17 protein-coding genes are annotated in these 24,403 nt (G+C 35.3%); 4 read left to right on the top strand and 13 right to left on the bottom strand.

What is annotated here, in order from left to right:
• Positions 1-200 precede the first annotated feature (200 nt).
• The 4 genes from MTT30_RS08780 to MTT30_RS08765 all read left to right on the top strand — a co-directional run bounded on the left by MTT30_RS08780 (position 201) and on the right by MTT30_RS08765 (position 5,120).
• Positions 201-2,282 (top strand): TonB-dependent receptor, encoded by a 2,082-nt coding sequence (locus tag MTT30_RS08780; protein ID WP_429801685.1) that lies wholly within the window; start codon positions 201-203, stop codon positions 2,280-2,282.
• A gap of 74 nt (positions 2,283-2,356) precedes the next feature.
• Complete coding sequence (locus MTT30_RS08775; protein ID WP_429801684.1) at positions 2,357-3,391, top strand: ABC transporter substrate-binding protein; 1,035 nt, start codon at positions 2,357-2,359, stop codon at positions 3,389-3,391.
• A complete protein-coding gene (locus tag MTT30_RS08770) occupies positions 3,391-4,353 on the top strand; it encodes a FecCD family ABC transporter permease (protein ID WP_429801683.1) in 963 nt (320 codons plus the stop codon). Before MTT30_RS08775 ends, MTT30_RS08770 begins: the two co-directional genes overlap by 1 nt.
• Complete coding sequence (locus MTT30_RS08765) at positions 4,344-5,120, top strand: ABC transporter ATP-binding protein (protein WP_429801682.1); 777 nt, start codon at positions 4,344-4,346, stop codon at positions 5,118-5,120. The genes MTT30_RS08770 and MTT30_RS08765 overlap by 10 nt, the downstream gene beginning before the upstream one ends.
• 250 nt (positions 5,121-5,370) lie before the next feature.
• Here the strand turns inward: MTT30_RS08765 and MTT30_RS08760 are convergent, their stop codons facing one another.
• From MTT30_RS08760 to tssB, 13 genes are all read right to left on the bottom strand, one after another.
• Positions 5,371-9,492, bottom strand: a complete 4,122-nt coding sequence (locus MTT30_RS08760) for a retention module-containing protein (RefSeq protein ID WP_429801681.1) — start codon at positions 9,490-9,492, stop codon at positions 5,371-5,373.
• 237 nt (positions 9,493-9,729) lie between these two features.
• Positions 9,730-12,591 (bottom strand): type VI secretion system tip protein TssI/VgrG, encoded by a 2,862-nt coding sequence (gene tssI / locus MTT30_RS08755; protein WP_429801680.1) that lies wholly within the window; start codon positions 12,589-12,591, stop codon positions 9,730-9,732.
• On the bottom strand, positions 12,591-13,139 hold the full coding sequence (locus MTT30_RS08750) for a hypothetical protein (RefSeq protein WP_429801679.1): 549 nt from the start codon (positions 13,137-13,139) through the stop codon (positions 12,591-12,593). The genes tssI and MTT30_RS08750 overlap by 1 nt, the downstream gene beginning before the upstream one ends.
• Positions 13,136-13,696, bottom strand: a complete 561-nt coding sequence (locus tag MTT30_RS08745) for a hypothetical protein (protein WP_429801678.1) — start codon at positions 13,694-13,696, stop codon at positions 13,136-13,138. The genes MTT30_RS08750 and MTT30_RS08745 overlap by 4 nt, the downstream gene beginning before the upstream one ends.
• The gene (locus tag MTT30_RS08740) at positions 13,693-14,184 is read right to left on the bottom strand and encodes a hypothetical protein (RefSeq protein WP_429801677.1); all 492 of its coding nucleotides are present in this window, start codon (positions 14,182-14,184) and stop codon (positions 13,693-13,695) included. Before MTT30_RS08740 ends, MTT30_RS08745 begins: the two co-directional genes overlap by 4 nt.
• Before the next feature lie 182 nt (positions 14,185-14,366).
• A complete protein-coding gene (locus MTT30_RS08735; protein WP_054195925.1) occupies positions 14,367-14,888 on the bottom strand; it encodes an Hcp family type VI secretion system effector in 522 nt (173 codons plus the stop codon).
• A gap of 65 nt (positions 14,889-14,953) precedes the next feature.
• The gene (locus MTT30_RS08730; RefSeq protein ID WP_107687452.1) at positions 14,954-15,874 is read right to left on the bottom strand and encodes a hypothetical protein; all 921 of its coding nucleotides are present in this window, start codon (positions 15,872-15,874) and stop codon (positions 14,954-14,956) included.
• Positions 15,875-15,883: 9 nt separating this feature from the next.
• Complete coding sequence (gene tssM, locus MTT30_RS08725; protein WP_429801676.1) at positions 15,884-19,372, bottom strand: type VI secretion system membrane subunit TssM; 3,489 nt, start codon at positions 19,370-19,372, stop codon at positions 15,884-15,886.
• Between the two features lie 78 nt (positions 19,373-19,450).
• Positions 19,451-20,347: a type VI secretion system baseplate subunit TssG gene (locus MTT30_RS08720; RefSeq protein ID WP_429801675.1), complete on the bottom strand. Its 897-nt coding sequence runs from the start codon at positions 20,345-20,347 to the stop codon at positions 19,451-19,453.
• Positions 20,344-22,062 (bottom strand): type VI secretion system baseplate subunit TssF, encoded by a 1,719-nt coding sequence (gene tssF, locus MTT30_RS08715; RefSeq protein WP_429801674.1) that lies wholly within the window; start codon positions 22,060-22,062, stop codon positions 20,344-20,346. Before tssF ends, MTT30_RS08720 begins: the two co-directional genes overlap by 4 nt.
• Positions 22,062-22,451, bottom strand: a complete 390-nt coding sequence (locus MTT30_RS08710) for a type VI secretion system baseplate subunit TssE (protein ID WP_429801673.1) — start codon at positions 22,449-22,451, stop codon at positions 22,062-22,064. The genes tssF and MTT30_RS08710 overlap by 1 nt, the downstream gene beginning before the upstream one ends.
• 7 nt (positions 22,452-22,458) lie before the next feature.
• On the bottom strand, positions 22,459-23,907 hold the full coding sequence (gene tssC, locus MTT30_RS08705) for a type VI secretion system contractile sheath large subunit (protein WP_054195919.1): 1,449 nt from the start codon (positions 23,905-23,907) through the stop codon (positions 22,459-22,461).
• A 2-nt stretch (positions 23,908-23,909) separates the two neighbouring features.
• Positions 23,910-24,395: a type VI secretion system contractile sheath small subunit gene (gene tssB / locus MTT30_RS08700; protein WP_054195918.1), complete on the bottom strand. Its 486-nt coding sequence runs from the start codon at positions 24,393-24,395 to the stop codon at positions 23,910-23,912.
• Positions 24,396-24,403 lie beyond the last annotated feature (8 nt).

The raw sequence follows: 24,403 nt of genomic DNA, 5'->3' as shown, positions 1-24,403 counted from the left end.
TATTGTACTGGGGTACAGTGCGAGGAACTATTTAGCACATATCATAAATATCATACCAATCAACATGTATATCTTAGTGTCTTAATATATAGTATAAATATAGCAATTATGGCTTTTTAAAATATAATATCACTTTTATACATATTGAAAATCATTATATATTTCTATATAATTACTCAAATATTTTAAAAGGAGTTTAAATGCAGAGAAAAATCGTGCTTAGCCTCGCTTTGGTCAGCGTTTTGGCCGCCGCACAAGACGAAGTAGGGCTAAAATCGCTAGAAGGCGTAACCGTCACAGCGCAAAGATCGTCTCAAAGCGTAGACGAGATAAGCAAAAGCGTCTCGGTAGTAGATAAAGAGGAAATAGAAAGAAAGCTTGGCAAAAGCGTACCCGAGCTAATCGGCGAGGCGCCGGGGGTTTCGATCGTAAACGAAGGCATGGACTCGGGTACCGTAAACGTGCGAGGTTTTAGTTCGTCTGATTACCGCGTGCCGATGTTCGTAGACGGACTTAGATTTAGAGGTAGGCCGGCGTTTGAGTATTCGATATTTACGCCCGATCAAATCGAAAGGATAGAGATAATAAGAGGTCCCGCTAGTACGCTTTATGGCACAGATGCCTTTGGCGGCATAGTAAATTTAGTCACCAAAAGAGCTAGCGGGGACGTACACGGCGACTGGGCGCTATCTGATACGTATCTAAGCACCCAGTATCAAAGCGCAAACAAAGGCGTGCAAAACCGCTTACAACTCGGCGTAGTCGGGCATGGGTTTGACGCGTTGCTGGGCCTAAACTACAAACACGGCAAGGACTACGACACTCCTGCGGGCAAAATCCCAAATACGAGGTATAACTACCGAAGCCTTGATTTTAAAGGCGGATATAGCTTTGCCGATTTTCACAGACTTGAGCTCGTAACCAGATATACGGAGTCGCAGCGCGGCGTAGTCGGTACGGCGGTCGGCGCTCCCGGAACGGCGAATAAAAGAGGCTTTCAAAAATACATAAAAGAAGCGCCTCTTAGAGAAAAATACGTAGCGCTAAACTACGAAGGCAACATAAACGACAAATTTCTGCTAGATTCTAGCTTGTATTACAGAGAGCTTTATACGCACCTAAATATAAGGCCCTACATCGGCTCGTTTTCGCCTAGACAAGTCGATAACTACGTAAACGGCCCAAAGGTCTACGGCGGCAAATTTATCGGTAAATTAGTAGGCGACAACCTAACCCAAACCTACGGCGTAGATTTTTATTACGAGGACTGGGATAGCGTGTATCAAAGCGTAAATAACGGCCCTAGATTTCGCAATAGGCTAAGAACCAAACAGCTTGACGTCGCGGGCTTTGGATTGCTTGAATACGCGTTTAGCAATGACGCGATTTTGAGCGCGAATTTACGCTACGACCGCATAAAAACGTCCTTTGATATGGATAGCTCTATGAGTCCCGCCGTAAAAGCCCTATACGAAAACGCCAACGATAGAAAAGACGGCAGAGCCAGCTACGGGCTGGGGCTTATTTATCCCGTCGTCGGAGGACTTGAGTTTGTGGGTAATTTCTCAACCTCGTTTAGAGCTCCTATGAGCGGCGAGGTTGCTCCGATACTTACGTTTTCGGGCAGCGAGGCGTATCTGCCAAACCCTGATCTAAATATAGAAAAAGGCGTCACCTACGAGGCCGGACTTCGCTATACGGATAAAGCGCTTAGATCGAATTTGATATTTTATACGGGAGATTATAAAGACCTGATCGTCGAGCGAAATTGGCAAAGCGGCGGCGTGACCTACTATCAGTCGCAAAACGTAAATAGAGCCAAGATAAGCGGAGCGGAATTTGACCTTGCTTATAAAGTTTTATCAAATTTGGAGCTTAAAACAAACCTCGCCTACACGCGCGGCAAAAATAAACAAACCGGCAAACCGCTTCCGGAGATCGCTCCGCTTAGCGGACGCGTAGCCGTCTCTTATTCGCCGGAGTTTTTGGCAAATTCCTACATAGAGTATAGCGGCGACTGGGCGGCTAGAAAGACGCGTATAGATGATAGCGTAGAGCGCGAGCGAGCGGGATATTTCGTGCATAACCTATACTTTGGCAAGAGCCTGGGCAAACTAGGTTTCTTAAAAGATTTTAGCCTAAATTTCGGCGTCGAAAATATCTTTGACAAAGAATACGCCCCAAGCCTAAGCTACGAGCTAATCAGCCAGCCTAGAAGCGCTAGCAACCCGCTCATAAATCCGGGCAGAAATTTCAAACTAGGCTTTAAGGCTAGCTTTTAAAATTTAAATTTGCCGAGCGGGTTTTAAACCGACCCGCTCAAAAGACTTAAAATTTACAAATTTAAGGATCAAATTTGAGAAAAATCATACCTGCTTTATTGCTACTGGCAGCGATGCTGGGTGCGCTTGAATTTACCGATCAAAACGGCAATAAGCTTGTCTTTGACCGCTCCGTTAAAAGTGTAGTGCTGTTTCCGGTACCGCTGGCTTCGTTTTCTCTTAGCGTCGAAAACAACGTATCTCGCCTAGCCTCCGTCCATCCGATGGCCAAGAAAAATATCGAGCGCGGAATGCTCGGAAAAATGATAAAAGGCGCGGCTAGTATCCCCGCAGGCGGTATAGGAGAGGATTTTACCCCAAATATCGAGGAGCTGCTAAAACTATCTCCCGATCTTGTCGTACAGTGGGGCATGAGAGGCGAAAAGATTATCGAGCCGCTGCGAAAAGTAGGGCTAAACGTAGCTTTGGTAAATTTAAGCGGCACGGAAGAAGACCCGCTTTTTTGGTTTAGGATGCTGGGTAAAATTTACGAAAAAGAGCAAAGAGCGGAGCAAATTTTACAAAACAGAGCCGAGGTAAGAGCTAAGATCGAAAATTTCGTAAAAGGGCTTAGCAAAAAACCGAAGGTTCTTTTTATATTCGGCCGAGATAAAAGCTACGAGGCAGCCGGCGGCGGGACGTATTTTGACTACGAGATAAAGCTAAGCGGCGGAGTAAATGCGGCGAATTTCGGGGGATTTAGAATTTTAAATAAAGAAGAAATTCTCGCGCAAAATCCGGACGTTATCTTGCTTAGCAACTTTGACGAGCTAACTCCGCGGGACTTTTTTAACGACAAAATTTTAAAAAACGTAAAAGCCGTCAAGCAAAAAGCCGTCTATAAAATGCCCCTGGGGGGCGATATGTGGGAGCCGCCTACGGGCGAATCTCACCTGGGCTGGGCGTGGTTTAGCGTGCTGTTTTCGGAGCAGACGCATATAAATTTAAAAGAAGAGATGAAAAAGAGCTACAAATTGCTCTACGGCTACGATCTAAACGACGACGAGATAGCTAAAATTTTACGCTTTGATCTAAATGGCGAGAGCAAATTTTACGAGCTTTTTAGATAATGAAAAAGTATCTGTTTTTATCGCTTTTTCTAGCCTTTGCGGTCGTTTTTTCGCTACTCGCGGGCAGGATTTCGCTTGAGGGGCTAATTGACTATTATCAAAACGACAAAGAGACGCTTTACGCTTTGATATTCGACCTGCGCCTACCAAGGCTGATAGCGGCGTTTTTGATAGGCGCTAGCCTTAGCGCGGCGGGCGTGATATTTCAGGCGATGTTTGCAAATCCTTTGGTAAGCCCGAATATCCTGGGCGTAGGTAGCGGGGCTGGATTTGGCGCAGTGGTTTGCATTTTAGCTTTCGGTAGCCCCGTAGCCACGCAAATAGGCGCTTTTATTTTCGGCTTTTTAGCCGTTATGATAGCTTACGCGTTGGGCGTTTTGGCGAACAAAAACTCAAAGCTCATGCTGGTGCTTGCGGGCATCATCACGGGCGCTATCTTTGAGGCGCTGATCTCGGTTGTAAAATACGTCGCCGACACGCAAGAAAAGTTACCTAGCATCGTATATTGGCTAATGGGAAGCCTAAGCGCTATATCTTGGAGCGACGTAGCAGCGCTTGCCCCCGTTTGCGTTATCGGACTCGTGCTTTTGAGCCTAATGGGCTGGAAGCTAAACATTTTATCCCTAGGGGGCGAACATGCAAGCATTTTAGGCGAGAGTAAATTTTTAGGCTTTATATTTATCGTGCTTGCTACTCTGATAACGGCCGCAAGCGTAGCCATCGCCGGTATCATCGGCTGGGTAGGGCTTTTGATGCCGCATGTTACGAGGCTGATTTACGGCTCCGATAACTCGCAGCTAGTTCCGATTTCTGCGATATTAGGCGGGATATTTTTGATGCTAACCGACGTCGCGGCTAGAAGCGTGAGCTCGGCTGAAATCCCGCTAAGTATCCTAACCGCGCTTATAGGCGCTCCGATGATCGGCGTCATCATCGTTAAAAAGGGCAAAAGATGGTCTTGAGCGTAGAAAATTTAAGCTTTTCATACGAGCGTAAGCAAATTTTGCAAAATTTGAGCCTCAGCCTAAAAAGCAGCGAAACACTTGCGATTTTGGGCCGAAACGGCATAGGTAAATCTACATTTTTAAAGATTATTTTAGGACTTTTAAAAGCAAAAAGCGGTCAAATTTTGATTGATGGTCGCGATCATGTCTCTCTTAGCGGCAAAGAACGCGCCAAACTCGTAGGATACGTGCCCCAAAGCGAAAATATCGCTTTTAGCTTTAAGGTAAAAGATCTGATTCTAATGGGCGTAAACGCAAACGTCGGTATATTTTCAAGGCCGAGCGCGGAGGATAAGGCGATGGCCGAGGAAGCCGCAAGCATAGCGGGCGTTAGCGAGTATTTAAATTTAAACGTAGACGAACTAAGCGGCGGCATGATGCAGCTGGCGCTTATAGCTCGCTCGCTCGTACTACGGCCCAAAATTCTCGTCATGGACGAGCCTACGTCATACCTCGACGTCTTTCATCAAAACGCCGTTTTAAGCCTAATCAAAAGGCTAAATAGCGAGCAAAAAACATGCGTGATATTTACCTCGCATCATCCCGATCACGCGCTTGCGGCGGCAGATAAAACCTTGCTATTAAACGGTCCCTTAGGATATGAATTCGGCGCAACGGGTCAAATTCTAAAGGGCGAAAATTTAACCAAACTTTTCGGTATCGATTTTATAAATTTAAACGTCGAAGATAAAAGGAGGTTGCTGGTTAGGTGGAATATCGATTAATTATAGAGTGCTTAGGCCTTTATAATAGCTTTTACCAGGCCATAAGCCATAAAACTATTATTAGGTGTTTGTAAATTTACTTAATCATTTTAGCTTGAAATAGTCTTATGTTTTATTGCAGAAAATTTATACAAAAATAGACAAAAGGTTATTTTATATAGATTAAAAAGACAAACAATTATAAAAATTTAATGACAAGAAAGAGCATCCCAAAGGAAATTCCTTTGGGATTAAAGTAGTTAGTTAAATTTTAAATCTCGTGTACTACTACGTCTTTAATTTCTAAGGTTACAGTATGACTTCCTTCTACTTTTGTATAGACGGCATACCCATCAGAAGTAGGATTAGTATCCTTTATCCAGCCTTGTAGCGTTACGTGATCGTCACCATTACCATCTATTCTTAGCTTATTATGGCTATCAGTCATATCTAAAACGTCTTTAGCTGATAGATTTATATTGTTATTGCCTTGGGTTAAATCTAGTTTTTCGAAATTCTTAACTCTGCTAAAATCTATACTGCCGTCGGCGACTTTTAACGTATCATATCCGGCTCCGCCGTCGATAGTAGAGCTACCGTCTATGCTTGCGTTTTTACCGATAGAGACGGTGTCATTGCCTGAGCCTACATTTATGTTCGAATTTATAACCGTACCGTCTATATTTAAAGTATCTTTTCCTCCGTACGTTTGTATTTCAGCATTTTTGACGGTAGCACCGGCTTTAACGTTTATGGTATCTTCTGAATCATTTCCATGATCTGATCTTATATAAGTTTTATGCTCATTAAAGGCATTAAGACCAGCATCTCGGTCGCCAAATACCGCGCCAGACTCTATATTTACTTCATTTTTACCCTTGTCTAGTCCGATCTCTGCTTCGCTAAACGTACCGCCTCTTACATATACTTTGTCTTCACCATCGCCGGTATAAATTCTTGTGCCGGTTAAATTTGCTCCGGCATTTATATTTATTATGTCGTTACCGCCATCCATATTCACTTGAGAATCTTTTTTGAGCGTAGCATTATCTATTGTTAAAGTATCAATGCCCTCGCCCATATCTGCTTTGACTGTTACTGTAGCTCCGCCGTGCATCTTTATCTCATCGTCTCCGCCGTGAGTTTGAAGATGATTGGTATTAGTATAAGTAAAGTTGCCCGCTATATCTATAACGTCTTTATTTTGGCTACCCATAAGGCTCTTTACTATAGCTTCGCCGCTTTGGTGGAAATTCATATATTGCTCGCCTAGAGATTGAGAAGCTTGTATCGTTACGTCTTTTAATACGGCGTTTCCGGTTACGTTTAGAGTAGCTTTATCTGTTGATTTACCGCCTTCAAACTGCAATGTGGTGCCATCCAACTCGGCATTATCTTTGATTTCTATCTTATCATTCTCTCCAGCGCCAGTGCCAAAATTACCACCTTTAGCCTTAACGCTGCCACCTATAGTTATAGTATCGCTACCTTGTTCCCCTTGAAGATACGTGTTATTTAAGATTGCATTGCCGCTTACTGTTATAGTATCGTCACCGCTTCCACTCTTGTTATATCCGCCGGTTAAATTTGCGTTTCCGGTTATGGTTATCTCGTCATTACCATTGCCAGACTTAATGCTAGTGTATTTAAGTTGGGCATCCTCGATTTTTACAGTATCTTTAGCCCTGCCAACCGCATTAGCATTAGCATTAGCATCGCCAGTATCTATCTTTACGTTATCTAGAACGGTATTTGTACCTGAAATAGTTATCTGGTCATTTCCCGGTCCATTTATAGGATCAAGCGTAGTTCCGCCGTCGCCCAGTATAGAGCCGCCGGTAAATTTAGTTCCATCGTTAATGAAAATTTTATCGTTTCCAGCTCCGCCGGATACGCCTCCTATACCCCAAGGACCGTTAAATTCCGCTCCGTTAATATGTATCTCGTCATCTCCGTCATCAGCCCAAACGGTAGCTTTATTAAACTGAACGCCACTTTCTAAATATACTCTATCGTTGCCTCGTCCAGTTGTAATGAGTGAATTGTCTTGAAATATAGTTCCATCTTTTACAGTAACGATATCATCTCCGTTTTTCGTATATACATTAGAGCGTTTACCTGGACTACTTTCCATAAATGTAGCGTTTGAAATAGTTATTTTGTCATTATCGTCAGCTGCCGTATCGCTTCCTGTACTTAGCGTAGAGCCTTTAAATGTTATACGATCAGTAGAATTTAATTTACCGTCATTGATCTTTATCTTATCTTCACCTGCACCCATATCTACATTTACATTAGTAAGTGTTATACCACTTTTTATATTTACAGTATCTGAGCCATCTTCGGTTACAATATTTGATTGAGCCGTCGCGGTAATATTTGTATTTATGTTAACAGTATCGTTATCAACTCCAGTATTTATACTAATATTATCTATTGTCGCACCAGTGTTAATATTAACTGTATCCTCGCCGTCGACCGTTATAATAGTAGAATTTTTTAGAGTTCCGTCAATATTTACGATATCTTTAAATTTATTGCCCCAAATAGTTTTTGCATCTAAATTAGTAACATTTGAAATATCTATCGTATTTTCACCAAAACCGCCAGATATTCCACTTATATGAGAATTTTTAATTTTTATTCCATCATTACCGCCCCATATGCCGCCTTCTACAACTCCCTCAACAGTAGAGTTTTCAACAGTAATGTTATCCTTATCAGAATCTGCAGCTGCACCGTATCGGCTAGGATTTTCTCCTTTGCCTCCACTAACGTATCCTTTTACTTTTGCGCCGTCTAAAATTTTAATAGTATCACTATCTTCTCTACCTTCAACGTTTCTTAGTATTGTAGTACCTTGACCGCGCACCGTAATCTCGTCATTTCCCCACATACCACGAACTAGACCTGCCCTAGCTCCATTTTCTACAGTTATGATGTCATCTCCACCTCTACCGTTTATATCACCAACATAAGCTCCTCTACCGCTTACAGTTATGATATCTCCCCCTTCATCGCCTTGAACAAGACCAGCTTTTGCTCCGTCCTTTACGGTAATCTTATCGTCTCCATCTCCACCGACTATGAATTTTGCACTAGTTCCTCTACCGCTTAGCGTTATAGTATCGACATCAGCACCTTTATCTTCTATATCCAAGCTTGGTCTTACTTTCTTTTCATACTTATCGTTCATTGACTTTGTATCACCGTATATAATGCCCTCTACTTTAGCGCCGCTATCTAAGGTTATAATATCTTTTCCCGCATTACCGTATACGTTTCCGTTTATTATAGATCCGTTTTGTAAAGAGATCTTGTCTACGCCGTCGCCACCGCTAATAGCATCTGTGGTATCATCTCCCATATAATCTTTAGCAGCTCGTCCACTTACCGTAGAATTATTTACAGTTATACCATCATTTCCAGAACCACCAAAAATTTCTACTGCCTCTGCACCATTTTTGAGATCAACATTATCGTTTCCAACTCCACCATATACAGATTCTATTTTTGCATTGTCTACTGTTATTTTATCTATGTTATCCGACCCAAACACTTTTAAATTCGGATTAGGATCTACTATCTTAGCTACTGAGCCATCATCTGGATAGTTTGAAGCTTTTGCTGTGCTAGTTACCGCTAGGTCTTTAGCATCATCCTGACCTATAGCTAGTTTACCATCATTGCTTACATACCAACCGTCTTTATGTTGGAATGCACTAGGAGTAGTAGGATCGTCAGGAGTTAGATAATCTCTACCATCAGTATGTCTATATACGTGATATCCATTAGGTATAGAGTTATAAAATGAAGCTAATAGTCTAGAAGATGTGCTCTCTCCTACATATGCTGATAAAGGAATTTTTATGCTTCCTGCTGGCAAAGCAGGCTCTATTGCTCCAGCCCCAACAGCACTTCCACCACTTACACCAAAGCTATTATCTCCACCTGCTGCTAGAGATAAAGCATCTATGCTTCCTACATTAGCATTTATGTTACTAATGTGGCCTCCTTCTGCAAAGCTAGTAGAAGATAAGCTTACGCCATCTCCACCATTGCCACCTGCTTGTGGACCACCTGCTGCAGTTTCTTCTAGAGCATTAAGATCTGTTCCTTTTAAGATGGCTTGTTGTAAAGCTGAGATATCAGCTACTGTTTCGTTGTTGTTAGAGTCTTGATCTAGAGTTAGAGTATCTTTACCTATTAAAGTTATATCTTTACCATCAGTTTGAGTTATTGTTACTTTAGAGTTAGAACCCTCTGTAACTATCTTTTCACCTTGGTATACAATATCTCCTACACTTAATTGTCTTACCTCTCCTGTTAAGTCATTAAGTGCTCTTGCTATTCCTCCGCTTACGCTTTTAACTACTCCGGCTTCTTTAGCCATCATGTTCTCCTTATTGTTATATTATTTGAAATTTTGAATGAATTATATAAATTTTAGAAGTATATGTCTATTGTACTGGGGTACAATGTTGAAAAATTTGTATGGCTAGCTTTTATCGCAGCCCTCTAAAATTTAGCCTTTGCCTTTAGAATTCTTAGCATTAGCTTTAGTAGAAATTGATTTTATTTAAAAATTTAAAGACCTACCAAAATACAAAGTAAGTCTTTAAATATGATCTTATAAAGCCTTTATATCTCCACCGATAACTCTTAGCCCTCTACTATCAAATATCGCCTTTACGCCAGCTACTTCTATCACGACGCTTGATCCTTCTATCGTTACTTTTGTGCTACCTACTTGATGGATTATCTTATCTTTGGCATTTACCTCATAAGTCGTCTCTATATTGCTAAATTTTGAATCAGCAATCTCTGTGTGCTGGGCAGCTGTTTTTGTTGTAAAATTTGACTTAGCATTTATATCAATGTAGCTATTTGCCTGAAGCACGATATGCTCGTTACTAAATTCATTTATACCTTTTTGTGAATTTAGTTTATAGCCACCATCTATGTTCTGCTCTTTTGTGCCTTTTACCTCTTTCATCTCATCGTTATGTATGGTCGTATTAAGATTTGATTTTACTTCTACAAATTTATCATGTCCTACAAATTCATGACTATCTTGACCTACTCTTGTATTGTTGTCAACGGCTACATTTAGCGTATTTGAGACACCAACTACTGTATCTTTTGAAAGTCCAACTGTTGTTAGATACTCGCCTCCGACATTTACGTTTTTAGCAAGATCTATCGTCTGAATGTGAGCTTTTTTTACTCGTTCAGTATAACTTCCATGCACTTGTGAGCTTTTGTCATTTAGTATTGTTTGAGAAAAGTCGTTATTTACAAGCTCGTCATAGTCCTTTTCTGCTTTTACATAAATTTGCTCTTTATTTTTTAAATTTGATAAAGTGATCTCGTTTATACCGGTCTCATTTGCACCAATTGTTTTTGAGCTAAGAGATGTTTGGTGATAGTTACTATCTACATTTACAAGTGGCGTATTTGAAGCATTATATAGGCTGCCACTTACCACTGGGTTGTCTATGTCATTTTGTAAAAACGAGATGATAACCTCATCGCCGATCCTTGGTATGGCAAAAAATCCTGAGCTATTGCTAGCAATAGGCGTTATCACTCTTAGATAAGCACTCTTGTGATAGCTTGCGTTGATGACATCGTCTTTATCAATTATCTCTTGCGTACTAAAAGCGTTTAACCTCACCTTTACCCTACCATAGCTATCAGTATGGATCGTGTTATTTTGGCTGTTTAGCCCATCTTGACCGACTACAAGACCTAGCGTAATGTCTGGTGCTTTTGGTTTTTGTTTGTAGCTTGGGACAAATTTCACACTACTTGGAATGATGCTTATCTCATTTGTGTATGAGCTTATAAATTTTTTATCTTTAAACGGAACATTATCGCCCAAATTTAAGGTATTTTCTAAAACGCTCTCATCAATATAAGTATGCTTTAAAGCTATTATTTTAAACTCATATTCACCCTTGCTAGCATCAATGGCTACCGAGATATTATCATTTAAATTTAGTGCAAATACATTTGAGCTAGCGGTAAATTCTTTTAAAAGCATATCGCTTCTTAGTTTCTTAAGGTAGGTGCTAACTTCAAGCAAGCTAGTGTCACTAAATGAATACTCATCTAAATTTATATGCTTGTCATAGATATTTACCTGCTCGTCAAATATCTTTTCATTTTTACTCTCTAGCACATTTGGATAGGCTGTATTTTGAAAAGAGTGCGTGAAGCTATTTGCTTTTAGCGTCTCGCTCTTTGTTATTTTATTTATATGCTCGGTTGCTAGATTATTATTCAAATTTACATTAAAGCTTACTTTTCTAGCTTCCTTGCTACTACTTGTATCACTTGAAGTAAAATTTTCATTTTGATTGCTATAAGCTAGTATAAATGTATCATGAAAATAAATTTTTTCATCGTCTTCATAAAAATATATACCGCTATCATGGCAAAGTCTTGTTATAAAGGCTAGGTCACTCTCATTGTACTGGGCTATAAATTCTCTTTTGTTGTAGTTATTTTTGATATTTGAGAAGTCCAGCTCTTTGGTTAGTCTTTGTTTATTAAAAGCCAAAATATCCTTTACTACTTCTAAAATACTCTGGTCTGTATAAATTCTATTTGCTCTATTTATGCTTAGTCTATATAGTGGCGAAGTTAGCTTGAATTTAAAGAAGTATTTTTTATCTATATTTGTACTAGTCTCATCATCTACGCCAAGATACTCTACATCGCTTACTATTCCACTAAAGTGCATATCGTTTGAGCTACCATCTGGAACGATGTTTTTATTTGTTGAAGACGGCCTTTTTATGCTTAGCTTTATACTTTTGTCAAGATATTTATATATGCTTGAGTAGCTTTTATCGTTATTGTAGATGGTGTCTAAATTTTCATAAAGCGGGTTTTTCACCAAATTTATATAAGCAAAGCACTCTATGCTAAATATACTTTCTAAATTTTCATAAATATCTGCACGTGTAACGATAAATTTATCGTTTGACTCGTTTGCTATCTGAAGAGTTGAGAAGGTATCGTTAGATACGCCGTAGTCCACAAAGCCGTCTGTTGCTACTGAATTGCTAGACGCCATCATGACAGGCTTAGTCAGTGATGATGTTGGTGATGTTAAATTTTTGTCCATTTGTTGCTCTTTCAATCTTTTTTCGTTTTCTTCTTGTTTTAATGCCTTTTCAAACATTTCAATATCGGTGTCAGTGAGGTTACGATAGTTTTTAAACCACTCCACTTGATCCATTTTTTTAATTTCTTTAAATTCTCTGTAGTCTTTATCTTTTGTGATATCAATCTGCCTTTCAGCCATATCGGCAGCTTTCTCATAAACAAAGCCACCAGGTCCAGCAATAGTACTAAATGCACCACCAGTAGCTTTTATTGCTCTTGTTGCATCCCCATATTTGCTTTTTTTATCAACACCTACTATTTCATTATTTTTATTTTTTATATCTAACTTCTTTTTATTTATATTTAAAAAATCCACTACTTATTCTTTCTGTTTAATATTTTTTCTAGATCTTTTTCATCATTTATAAGCATTAATATGTTTTTTAAGAAGCCATAATCTTTTGGGTCCTGTCCATAATCTAATAGTCTTTTTATTAATTTAAATTTCTCTTCTTTAAATTCTTTATATTTTGGAGTTTTAATAAACTCAAGTAACCCAGGACTAGCCTTTTTATTGTCTATACCAACACCATTTTCCCTAAAGAAAAATACAAAATCAAATCCTATCGATGTAGCTAATTGCATATTTGGCTTAGCACCATTATTCAAAAGCAGATCAAAAGTCTCATTCTTTTTATAATCATATGCAAATTCGAGCAAATCATATGTTCTATTAGAAAGTTTTTCATTTTTCAAAGTTATATCTGTCGCACATTCATATTTTTTAATATATTCCTCAATATTTTTTCTTGTATCATTGTCACTTATATTTTCATCAGCTATTATGTTAAACATATCAGCACAACTTATTGTATGTGAATATAAAGATGTTATTAAAAATATGATTATTACTAATTGCTTCATTGCGCTAATTCCTTTTGAGTTTCATTCTTTAATAAATTATCTAAATCTTTTTCATCATTTATAATTTTCAAAATAATCTTTAAAACCTCATAGTCTTTTGGGTCTTGTCCGTGCAATAAAAGCTTTTTAATTAGCCTAAATTTATCGTCTTTAAATTCTTTATATTTTTGAGTTTTTATAAATTCCAATAGCTCAGGGCTAGCTTTTTTATTGTCTATACCGACACCATTTTCCCTAAAGAAAAATGCAAAGCTCATGCCTATGGATGTTGCTAAACTAGCATTAGCTGATGTTCCTTTTAACAAAAGAGTATCAAAAGTTTTTGTTTTATTTGCATCGTAAGCAAATTCCAATAAATTCGCTCTAATCGTTAAATTATTTAATTTTACGCTAGCATTAGCATCGCATCCAAGATCATCTATGTAGTATTTTATATACTTAGCCGTTTCAGTGTCACTTAAATTTTTATTAAAAATAAGTCCAAACATATCCGTACAATTTGCTTCATGTGAATATAAAGATGTTATGAAAAATATGATTATTGCTAATTGCTTCATTGCACTAATTCCTTTTGAGTTTTATTCTTTAATAAATTATCTAAAACCTCTTCATCATTTACAAGCGTTAATACCTTCTGTAAAAGGATATAGCCTTTTGGATCTTGCCCATGTTCTAGGAGTTTTTTGATTAGCTTAAATTTCTCTTCTTTAAATTCTTTATATTTTTGAGTTTTTATAAATTCTAGTAGCTCAGGGCTTGGTGACTGCCCTTCTAACTTAACACCATTTTCTTCAAAAAAAAACAAAAAGTCTAATCCTATTGAACCAGCCAACCATACATTAGGTACTGCACCTTTTTCTAAAATCTCGTCAATACTTTTAGGCTTATTTGCACTATATGCAAATTCTAATAAACTGGCTTTCATTGTGAAATTCGGTAAATTTATACTAGCATTAGCATCACATCCAAGATTATCTATATAGTATTTTATATACTTAGTAGTTTCAGCGTCACTTAAATTTTTATTAAAAATGAGCCCAAACATATCCGTACAATTTATTTCGTGTGAATATAAAGATGTTATGAGAAATATGATTATAACTAGGTATTTCATATCGCATTTCACATATCATGTTAATTTAAAAGATAAAGATAAAAAGGGCTCATCTGTGTCCTTCTAGCTAGAAGATGATTTTATTAACCCTAGGGGTAAACCCTAGGTTAGTTTTAAGCTTTTTTAGTAGCTTCTCTCCAGTCGTCGCTTCCGCTTGTGCCTGCAGCTACGTGTTCCCAAACTATCTTTCTATAGTTCATTGAAACTTTGAAAAGCTCTGTTTTGTCGCTGTTTAGCTTGTCTTGAGCATTTGGACTTACTAGAGTAATATCTGTTATAGTTGCATCTTCTAGTTTTGTGGTGAAGAAATGCTCTGCACCACCACTAGTTGATGTTCTATACCAATAGATCTCAACCTCTGGAAGTCTTTCACCTTGTGTTAAAGCATTGTAAAGAAGTGGAACAGCTTTATTTAGTGATGTAGTAAAACTAAATGGCTTATGGACTCTTTGACCTGATGGTTGGCCACTTTGTGGATCAGTTGGAACTGTTACTATATGAGAAACCTCTTGAGCCATGATCTCATCTTCGTGACCTGACTGATAGCGATTACCTATACTAGCTTCTGTTGAAGCACCGCTTGAAATAAGTCCTTGTGTAGAACCTTTCACTTTAATATACACTGGTTGTGACATATTTACTCCTATTAAAAAGTTTGGATTATTCTATCTTTTATTTACTTTCTGTTTTATTAAAAACATTACTTTTTTAACATATAGCTTTGAAGAGCTTTATGCAATAGATAATTAAACGCTTCCTTGTCTTCCTTAGTACTTTTTAGTACGGCTCCTGAAAGATATTTAAAAAATGAGTTATTCTCGACTATATCATACATTTGGCTATATAGCTCTTTGCATATAAGCTTAACCAAAACAGTATTTATTAGTTCTGTCGAATCACTAAGAGGAAGAGTTTTCATGATTGTTTCCATATCTTTTGTATTTAAAGTCCTAGTCTGCTCACTTATAGGGCTCATATTTGGTTGCAATTTTATACTCTCAACTATCTTTGTCAAAAGCTCATCCATGCTTTTTGCAGTAAGCATATTTTGATTATTTGCATTTTCTTCTTCGTCAAAATTTTGAGCCATTTCATTTAAATTTAAAACTGCATCGTGCGCATTTTCATTTAAAGTGATATCTTTTTTCTCATTTATTAATGAGTTTATCTTTGGTTCTTCTTTAAAATCAACATTTGATATTTTACCAACTGGCTCAAAACGTTTATCATCAAGCTTGTCAAAATTTTTCGTATTTTCTATTATCTTATGAGCTTTCCCTATATATTCATCAATCCTAGAAGGGTCTATAAATATAAATTTTAACTCCCCTATTCTAAAGACATCGCCCAAATTTATGACACTCTCATAGTCATCTGGAAGCTTTGAATATGAATCACTATAAAAAATTTCACAATCTTTATAGCCACAGATTGTGAAAACCCCCTCTTCAAATCCAACATGAGCGTGTTTTGGTGCGATTGAATCGCTCATATCATTACAAGAAAATTTTGTAGTGTCTAATGAGCCTATATCACCGCCATTTTCATCAAAAATGATAAATTGAGCTGAAAAGCTTGACGCTTTATCATAATTTTGTATAACTGCTGCTATTTGTTGCATATTTTATCCTTAATAAAGCATCTTCTTTGGTAAATTTATCGTTGGTATGATATCCATAAGCTCTAAAAGCTCTCCTCCATTTGGTGTTACTTCAAAGCCAAAATACGAATCTCTTCTACCATCAAAATTGAGCGTACTAACGCCAACACTACTAAAATTTGAAGCTTTTAATATCTTATACCAGCCCCACTCTCCATCAAAGCTTAGCTCTTTTCTCTCGCTTCCAGTACTTGAAACTGCATTGAATTTAAACTGTGTTGATATATCAAAATTTTTGCTTGAAACTATCAAATTTGAGGCAATTGTATGATCATAAGTCAAAGAGTTATTAGAATAACTAATATTTATATGGCTAAAATTTGCCGATAAGTCGACAGCTTTTAAATTATAATTTAATTTTAGCTCATCATTTGAATCAAGCATTAAATTTGAAATTCTGTCTATATAGGCAATATTTTTAAGGAAATCTCTACTAAATCTTAGCTCTTTTGCGTATTTTGGTCTTATTTTATAACCATCAGCGGTTTTACTTAAGATTTGTTTTAAATATCTATCATAAAAGCTATTCCAAGTTCCGTTTTTGCCAAAGAATCTTTTAAATTCTTCTGTGCTAACAGCCTTTGGAGATTGTTCATTAAATGGATAAAATGGCTTGATAAGACTTTCAAAATCATCAAAAACATCATCTCTATATGCTGTTGATAAAAGCACCGAAGCACCATTTTCTACTTGTTTCCATGCAAGTGTCGATAACTTTTGATAATATTCATTTAACTCATCTGGAAGCTTCTTAGCATCATTATTTAAGACAACAAATGGATCGTTTTCATTTTTTATGCCATTTATTGCATAAACTATTTTATCATCGTTGCTTTGAAGCATTTCAAAGTTATAGTCACTAACTTTTTTATAAACGCTTGTTACATCGTTGCTTATAATATCCAGCAAGTCATTAGAATTTAACGTATGATAATTAGTAAATTTAGCACTAAAATCACTGAAAACACGCTTTATCTCACTTGAAGCAAATCCTAGAGAATAGATATATTTTAGTAAATTCTCATCATTTAAATTTGTATTTTGATTAGTTAATTTTATTAAAGAATTTAAAGGATTTTCTCTCTTTGACAATATGTCGAGCTCTTCTATGACCTCTTTTTTTGTGGTAAATTCATTTGGTTCTATTTCTCTTAAAATTTGGCTCCACTTATCAGCATAATTTTGCAAATAAAGCTCTATTACGGCAATGCTTAGCTCTTTCTTATCATTTGAGCTAATATCTTTTAAAGAAGAATTTGTCTCCATTAGCCAAGATTCTATTCCAGCTGTTTGATCTATGTTTGAGCTAAGCTTTGACAAGAAATCTCTTAAATTTTCTTTTGTATAAATTTTATTAAATGGCTTAAATGCTTCTTTTTCTTGGACTACTGTGTATAAATTTTCAACATCTTTTTTAATATCGTAAAAAGATTTATCATCCTTGAATGATATGAACTCAAGTATATAGTAGAGCCTTTGTGCTCTTTGAACAGGTGATAGCCTCGTATTTGCTATACTTTGAGCAACTGTATCTGCAGTTATGTTTAAATTTTCTGCCTTTAAAATAGCCTCAATATGAGCTAAAAATTCATCTTTTGCAACGCCATATTTTTCAAATTTATCCCAGTTTGTGCTAATCCAAATTTTAAATAAATCCACATTTGTGTAATCTTTGTCAAAGAGCGAATCATACATATAAAATGCTTTTATTAGCTTATCTGGATCAATTTCATTTTTTAGTATATTTTCCATTTCAGTTAAAACTGTATTTTTGAAAAAATCAGCATTCAAATCATAGTAAAGTGCTTTAACTGGAGTAAAGCCTTTATACGAAGTATCTAGTGTTATATACTCAAATTTAGTATCGCCGCTAAAGATTCTTGGATAGTCATTTAGACTTTGTTTTAGTAAATTTAGAAGCTCAATCTTTTGTGTTGGAGAGAGATCCTTATATTTTTTGCCATCAAGGTATGAAGAAATTTTATTTGCATTATTTATAGCATTTTGCTCTTTTATGTTTTTGGTATCTAGAATAAAACTAGAACCCAAATATACTCCAGCACAAAGTATGGCTACTAAAACAAAATTTGCAAATTTTGTAAATTTATTTTGAGCACCAAATTTATTTAAGTTAGCTTTAAAAGCTATCTCTTTTAAAAATGATTTTACAAAATAGCTTTGTTTACTATAGTTATTTACTGCTCTTAAAAGTGGTTTTTTGATGTTATATCTATCGCAAATAGTGTTTGTAAGGTAGTTTATAGGTATATTTTCTTGATAAGCACTAACGAAATAAATTCCATTTATGATTGAGCTATTTTTAAGTGCATTTTGGGAGCTTAGCTTTGTTACAAAATCTTTCACTAAAGCAAAAAAATTATCAAGTTGTTTTAAAAAGAGATATGAACGTTTTTTATCTTCCAATAAATGCGAAATCGAGTTCTTACTCATGAGATGTTTAAATAGTGACTCGCTTAGGCCTTTTAGTTCAGTTTCTAGTGATTGTTTTGAAAAATTTGAATCTAAGTTTATTCCTAGAGCTTTATTTGCCACATCTTCATTGAAAAGCCTAAAATAATCTCCCATACCATCTATTAAGTCAAGTTTGCTAAAAACAATATAAATAGGGAATTTAATATTTAGATGTTTCTCGCAGTCATTAACCCTTTTTATCATATATCTAATTAATTCATCAAAATATTCTTGAGTACCTTCGAGGAATTTTTTAGTATCTATGATTAAAACCGCGCCACTTAATCTAGCGTTAAAATCATTTCGTTTTAAAAAGTGTAAAAATTCACTCCAGATACTTTTTTTAAGCAAGTAATCCCTATTTTTATCCACATCATCTTCAGGAAGCTCTTCAGTAGCTGTTGGCTGATACAAACTCTCTTGTGCAAAATGTATGCCCTCAGTATCTAAAAGTGCGCCAAATTTTGAAATGTAAAGATTAAAGTTTGTTGTACTTTTGTGTATTTTTTTATAAGTATCCAAACTATCAGATAGTGGAAATTCGATATTTGAGTAGTTTATAAATGCGCTCTTTCCAGCACCTTCATTACCCATTATCATTATTAAAGGTAATTTTTTAAAATTTATATCTTTTTTCCATGTTGTTTTGGCATCTTTCAAAGAAAGCATAAAATTTCTTTTTGCCTTACCAAAGCTATCCATAGACTCTTTTTTTATCTCTTTTAGCTTATTATTTTTTTTATCTTTTTGAGATGCTAAATAGTGCATTAATGGTTTGATTAAAACAAAAAACAAAATAACTACCCAAAATGCAATTAATATAGTGACTCTTGAACTTATGCTAGCAAAGCTATATACATCATTAAAAGCTATAAGTGGAGCATAAAGCCAAAATAAGATGCTTAATGCAATAGAAGCTACCAAAATGGTGCTGTGTTTAAATCTAAAAAAGACAAAAAATCTTCTTAGGTAATCGATAAATGCCATTGATGCACATCCTTTTACAAATAAATATATTTCTTTAATGTAATAATAACAAATATTTTAGATTTTATATCTGAAAATTTAAGAGCAGAGCCTAAATTTTATAAAATTTGACATATTTTTATTACTTTTAAGCCTTGCACCAAGGCCTATTTTACTATAACTTTCATCTATCCCAAGCTTTAATTGCATCTTTGGAGAATAGTTTATTTTTATGTATAAATCGGCAACAAATTCATTGTTTGTAAAAAAGATAAGAGTATCTTGAAGCTCTTTAAATTTTCTTCTTTTTGGGAAAAAATCAATAGCTTCTTCATAATCTATGCCATTTATATAAACTGCTATTTTAGTTTGTTTCTCAAAAAGCTTTTTACCAAGTATAAAATTTCTGCCCAAAGTCCTATTTTTGATACCAAGCAAATTTAAATTTGAAGGCGCTATGAAAATTTGATTTGGTAAATTTTCCAGCAAAAATAGTTTATTTTTTAAATTAAAATGACGCTGCAAGGCAAACTCGATCTCTCTTTTAGGCCTTCTTTGGCTAATAATAAGCGGAGAAAATGGTAAGAATTTTTTTGCTAATTTTTTATTGCCTATGTTTAATACATCCAATAAAATCTTTGAAATTTTATCATCAAGCTCTTTTTCAAAAGATCTTGCATAATTTTTTAGACTAATGCTATCAAAGAAAAGCCAAAGCAAGTAATTGTCAAAAAAGTCAAAAAATTTCTCAAAATTATTATCGCTACTCTTTGAGATCTTCTCCAAAATATAACTTGTAAGATGCGAGCCACTTCCCAAAAGACCCATAAAATTTACGACGATTTTTACTACGTCCTCTTTATTTAAGCTCTCAAGCTCATTAATCGGATAGGCAAAACTTGGACTATTTTTTAAAAAAATATCTCTTCTATCGTGGTACTTTAGGCAGTTCTTTACTAATTTAAAAAAAGAAGCTTGATTTAGTTCTTTGTTCATATTAATTTTTTTGTACCACCTAAAAAGTCATAATTAAGCAAAATTTTACTCTTTATACACTTTATTTTAAGTTCACAAAATGAATTGATTGAGGCAAATTTTGATAAAAATTTAGCCAAATTTATACCTAAAGCATAGACATTTCCAATACTCTCAAATTCACTTTCATCTATATAAAATATGCATAGCAACCCTCTTTTTGCAAAGCCTTGATCAACTCTATAAATTTGCTTTGTTTTTATATCATAAAGCGAGTTTGCAAATTTTTTTAAAAACTCATCATCTGGCGCGCTAAAGGTATTAAGAAGTGCTAAAAAAGAGACCTTCTCTAGTATACTTTGATAGCTAAAAGATAATATGCTAACCAGTTTCCAAAGAAGATTTCCATCTATTTTTACTCGCTTTACACTAGTTGGAATGGTTAAATTTTTAGTTGTTACACCTTGGTGGGACAAAACTCTATCTATCTCACCAAGCTTTAGATTGCAAGGCAAATCACCATTGCAACAAAGTGTATCTATGCTAATGGTTTGATCTTTAGTGTCGCTTTTAAAAAAGGAAATTTCTTTATAAGAGTTTAGTTTTATATCTGTTTTATTGCTGACAAAATAATAATCTTTTGCTCGCTCATCATTTAAAAATTCAAATCTCTCAAAACTTTTATAGTTTTTTAATATCCTTTTTTCATTATTACTGCTATGGGCGACCACCTTACTGATTGAAATGATTTCATAAGCATCGATATTTGAGCGATCTAGAAAAATTCTATATTCGCTTCGCCTATTGTTATTCAAAATAGGCTCGGCACTCATTGCAAATAAATTTATTGCAGGCGTAACAAAAAGAGAAAAATATTCTAGCCTTGGCACATATCCACTTGGCATATCTTTTGAAAATATGAATTTAATATTAAAGCTTTTTGTAGAAAAATTTTTAAGAAAACTAAGACTGTTTAATCGCACAAAATTTAACTTTGAAGGAAAAAATGATAGCTCTTTTAAAAGCTCAAATGCTTCAAATCCAAACTCATCACTCTTTATCAAACGCTCATCAAACTCATCTAAACTAAGTTTATCAGGGCTTAACTTTATCTCTTGATCGCTATCTTCAAAACTTATTGTAATAAATTTCAAGTAATTTTTTAGCCACATTAAGAGTGTAGAAGAGAAGTAAACATTATCTCCAAGATATAAATTTAAAAAATCTATATCAAGTTCTTTAGTGCTAAGCTCGTCCTTTGTAACGCTTATATTTAAATTTAGAAGATAATCACTCTTATTGTTTGACATAAAAGCTTTTGTTATCTTTAAGGGAAGCAAATTTATGTCAAAGATTGTTTGAAATTTGCACGTTATGCCATTGATCTGCTTTGACTCAACTATACTTCCTTTTGGTATAAATTCTTTTACCCCAGAGAAGTCATCTCTTAAGGCAAATTCTTGCATACAAACTGATGGAAAAGGATTTGTATAGCTTGGCATTAATATATTTACTAAAGACTCAGCGATTAGTGGGATATTTTCATCTAGTTCTTGCCTAATCCTCGATGTTAAAATAGCCATATTTTCTATTATGCTCTCAACATCAGGATCTTTGCTTTTAGTATCTAAAAAGGGTGCTACTTTTGGGAAATTTTTAATAAAAAGGGCTCTTGTTTCATCAAGATATGCCATCTCTTTTTGAAAATAAGCTAGATTATTTTCATTATAATCCATTATAAAATCTCACAATATCTATTGTTTTTAAAAATAACTTTTAGCAAATACTCTTTAAAATTATCGTTTTTATGCTTGTAGTTTATATTAAATATGATACGCCAAGGCTTTAGTGAGTCATCGTATCCGATAGATGTTACTTCTATTCTATTCTCATTTGAGCTGATTAGTTCATATATTGCCATACCAAGTTTATGACCAAGCTCATTTATCTCAACACCCATTGACCAAAGATCGATAATACTATCGTTTAATCGGCCGTAGTTACCAAGTCTAGAGTTTAAAATAGTATCAATGTGATCTTTTATGTCGCTGTCTAGATCTTTAAAATATGAACGTAGTTTTGATTCGTCACTAAATTCATATAAAATTTTATCTATCAGCGACATAGTAAGCTTACTCTTTGTCTAGTTTTCCAACCAAAGAAAGCTCGAAATTTGCTCCCATAAATTTAAAGTGAGGTCTAGCCAAAAGCTCTATTTTATACCAACCAGGCTCGCCAGCTATATCACTGACGATTACTTTTGCGCTTCTAAATGGTCTTCTACTTCTAACATCTGCTGGTGGGTTTTCCTGATCTGAGATGTATTGTCTTAGCCATTCATTTAAGCCGCGCTCAACATCGCTACGCTCTTTCCATGTACCTATCTCTTCTCTTTGAAGCACTTTTAGATAATGAGCCAAACGAGAGATCAAGAACACATAAGGTAGTTGAGTTCCGAGCCTGAAATTTGTCTCAGCAGCTTTACCTTCTGGAGTATTTGGGAAAATTTTAGGCTTTAACGCAGAGTTTGCTGAGAAAAATGCAGCGTTATTGCTATCTCTTCTTAAGGTAAGAGCGATAAATCCATTTTCTGAAAGTTCAAATTCTCTTCTATCTGTGATCAAAACTTCGGTTGGAATTTTTGTTTGAACGCTTCCATAATTTTCGTAAGTATAAGTTGGAAGATCCTTTACAGCACCGCCACCTTTTGGTCCAATGATATTACCGCACCATCTATAATCAGCAAAACTATCTGTAAGCCTTGTAGCAAACGCATAAGCTCCATTGCCCCAAAGCATATCATCGTGATTATTTACAGTTTCTCTATAATTAAAGCTCTTTATAGGATTATCTTCTGGCACATAAGGAGATCTTGTAAGAAATCTATTTACCATACATCCTGTGTATTTTGCATCTTCATTTTCTCTAAAAGTTCTCCATCTTGTATATTGTGGGCCTTCTAGCATGCTTTTTAGATCTTTTATATTTTCAAGCTCACCAAAATTATCAAGTCCGAAAAATTTAGCAGAAAGAGATGTAAGAAGCGGTGAATGGCTCATTGCAGCAATTGATGACATTTTATTTAAAAAAGTCATATCTTGATTTGATTTATCTAGCTCATAGTCAGCCACTATCGCACCAACTGGCTCACCACCAAATTGTCCATATTCGGCTGAATAAATTTGTTTATAAAGTGTACTTTGAGTTATATCTAGGTTGTTTTCAAAATCATCTAAAATTTCTTCTTTTGTGGCGTCCAAAAGATCAATTTTTACATTTTCATTAAAATTTGTTCTCTCAACCAAAAACCTAATTCCACGCCAAGTTGATTCTAGCTCTTGAAAAGATTTATTGTGTAAAATTTCATCCATTTGAGCAGACAAAAGGGTATCAATGTGAGCTATCATTTCATCAAGTGCGAGCTTATTTATTTTATCTTCAGCATTATTTGTTGTGATTATATTTGAAATAAACTCAGCAACTCCTTGCTTTACAACGCTATAACTCTCGTCATCTTTTGAATATTTACTCCTTTGCATTATGCTTTCAATGATAGGAGTTTTAACTTTAGTTTCAGACATTTTTATTCCTTATCTTGTTCGTCTTTAATCTCTAAAAGAAGTTGTTTTCTACTATCCTCATCTTTTATAGCTTCTAAAACCGCTTTTCTAAAATCAGGCATATTGCCCATAGGACCTTTTAGTGCAACTAAAGCTTTTCTAAGCTGTAAAAGTTTTTTTAGCTCAGGAATTTGATTTATAATATTGTCTGGATTAAAATCATGGATGCTCTCAAAATCAAGATCAATATTTAAATCTTCATTATTAGAATTTAGCTTATTTTTTACAGAGAAATTTGTATGAATATCTAAGCTTTTCATAACCTGATCAAAATTTATTTTATTGATAGAAATCACTTCACGATCTTCAAGTGGAGTTTGGTTTTCGCCAGTTAAATTTGCAACTACCATAAGTTTTAATGGAAGCTCTACATCGGCCTCTTGGTCATTTGTCTTAGTTTTATAAACTATATTTATGCGTTCTTTTGGTGGGATTAGATTATCTGCCATAGTAACAT

This window comes from Campylobacter concisus (assembly GCF_050447445.1).
Classification (GTDB): domain Bacteria; phylum Campylobacterota; class Campylobacteria; order Campylobacterales; family Campylobacteraceae; genus Campylobacter_A; species Campylobacter_A concisus_BI.
The sequence above is the reverse complement of the archived record's forward strand: the minus strand, read 5'-3'. Positions and strand labels throughout refer to the sequence as shown.

Excerpts from the sequence above, each read along its gene's own strand:
- MTT30_RS08780 (WP_429801685.1), top strand. The coding sequence starts at position 201 with ATGCAGAGAAAAATCGTGCTTAGCCTCGCTTTGGTCAGCGTTTTGGCC.
- MTT30_RS08770 (WP_429801683.1), top strand. The coding sequence starts at position 3,391 with ATGAAAAAGTATCTGTTTTTATCGCTTTTTCTAGCCTTTGCGGTCGTT.
- MTT30_RS08765 (WP_429801682.1), top strand. The coding sequence starts at position 4,344 with ATGGTCTTGAGCGTAGAAAATTTAAGCTTTTCATACGAGCGTAAGCAA.
- MTT30_RS08760 (WP_429801681.1), bottom strand. The coding sequence starts at position 9,492 with ATGGCTAAAGAAGCCGGAGTAGTTAAAAGCGTAAGCGGAGGAATAGCA.
- MTT30_RS08750 (WP_429801679.1), bottom strand. The coding sequence starts at position 13,139 with ATGAAGCAATTAGTAATAATCATATTTTTAATAACATCTTTATATTCA.
- MTT30_RS08745 (WP_429801678.1), bottom strand. The coding sequence starts at position 13,696 with ATGAAGCAATTAGCAATAATCATATTTTTCATAACATCTTTATATTCA.
- MTT30_RS08740 (WP_429801677.1), bottom strand. The coding sequence starts at position 14,184 with ATGTTTGGGCTCATTTTTAATAAAAATTTAAGTGACGCTGAAACTACT.
- MTT30_RS08735 (WP_054195925.1), bottom strand. The coding sequence starts at position 14,888 with ATGTCACAACCAGTGTATATTAAAGTGAAAGGTTCTACACAAGGACTT.
- MTT30_RS08730 (WP_107687452.1), bottom strand. The coding sequence starts at position 15,874 with ATGCAACAAATAGCAGCAGTTATACAAAATTATGATAAAGCGTCAAGC.
- tssM (WP_429801676.1), bottom strand. The coding sequence starts at position 19,372 with ATGGCATTTATCGATTACCTAAGAAGATTTTTTGTCTTTTTTAGATTT.
- MTT30_RS08720 (WP_429801675.1), bottom strand. The coding sequence starts at position 20,347 with ATGAACAAAGAACTAAATCAAGCTTCTTTTTTTAAATTAGTAAAGAAC.
- tssF (WP_429801674.1), bottom strand. The coding sequence starts at position 22,062 with ATGGATTATAATGAAAATAATCTAGCTTATTTTCAAAAAGAGATGGCA.
- MTT30_RS08710 (WP_429801673.1), bottom strand. The coding sequence starts at position 22,451 with ATGTCGCTGATAGATAAAATTTTATATGAATTTAGTGACGAATCAAAA.
- tssC (WP_054195919.1), bottom strand. The coding sequence starts at position 23,907 with ATGTCTGAAACTAAAGTTAAAACTCCTATCATTGAAAGCATAATGCAA.
- tssB (WP_054195918.1), bottom strand. The coding sequence starts at position 24,395 with ATGGCAGATAATCTAATCCCACCAAAAGAACGCATAAATATAGTTTAT.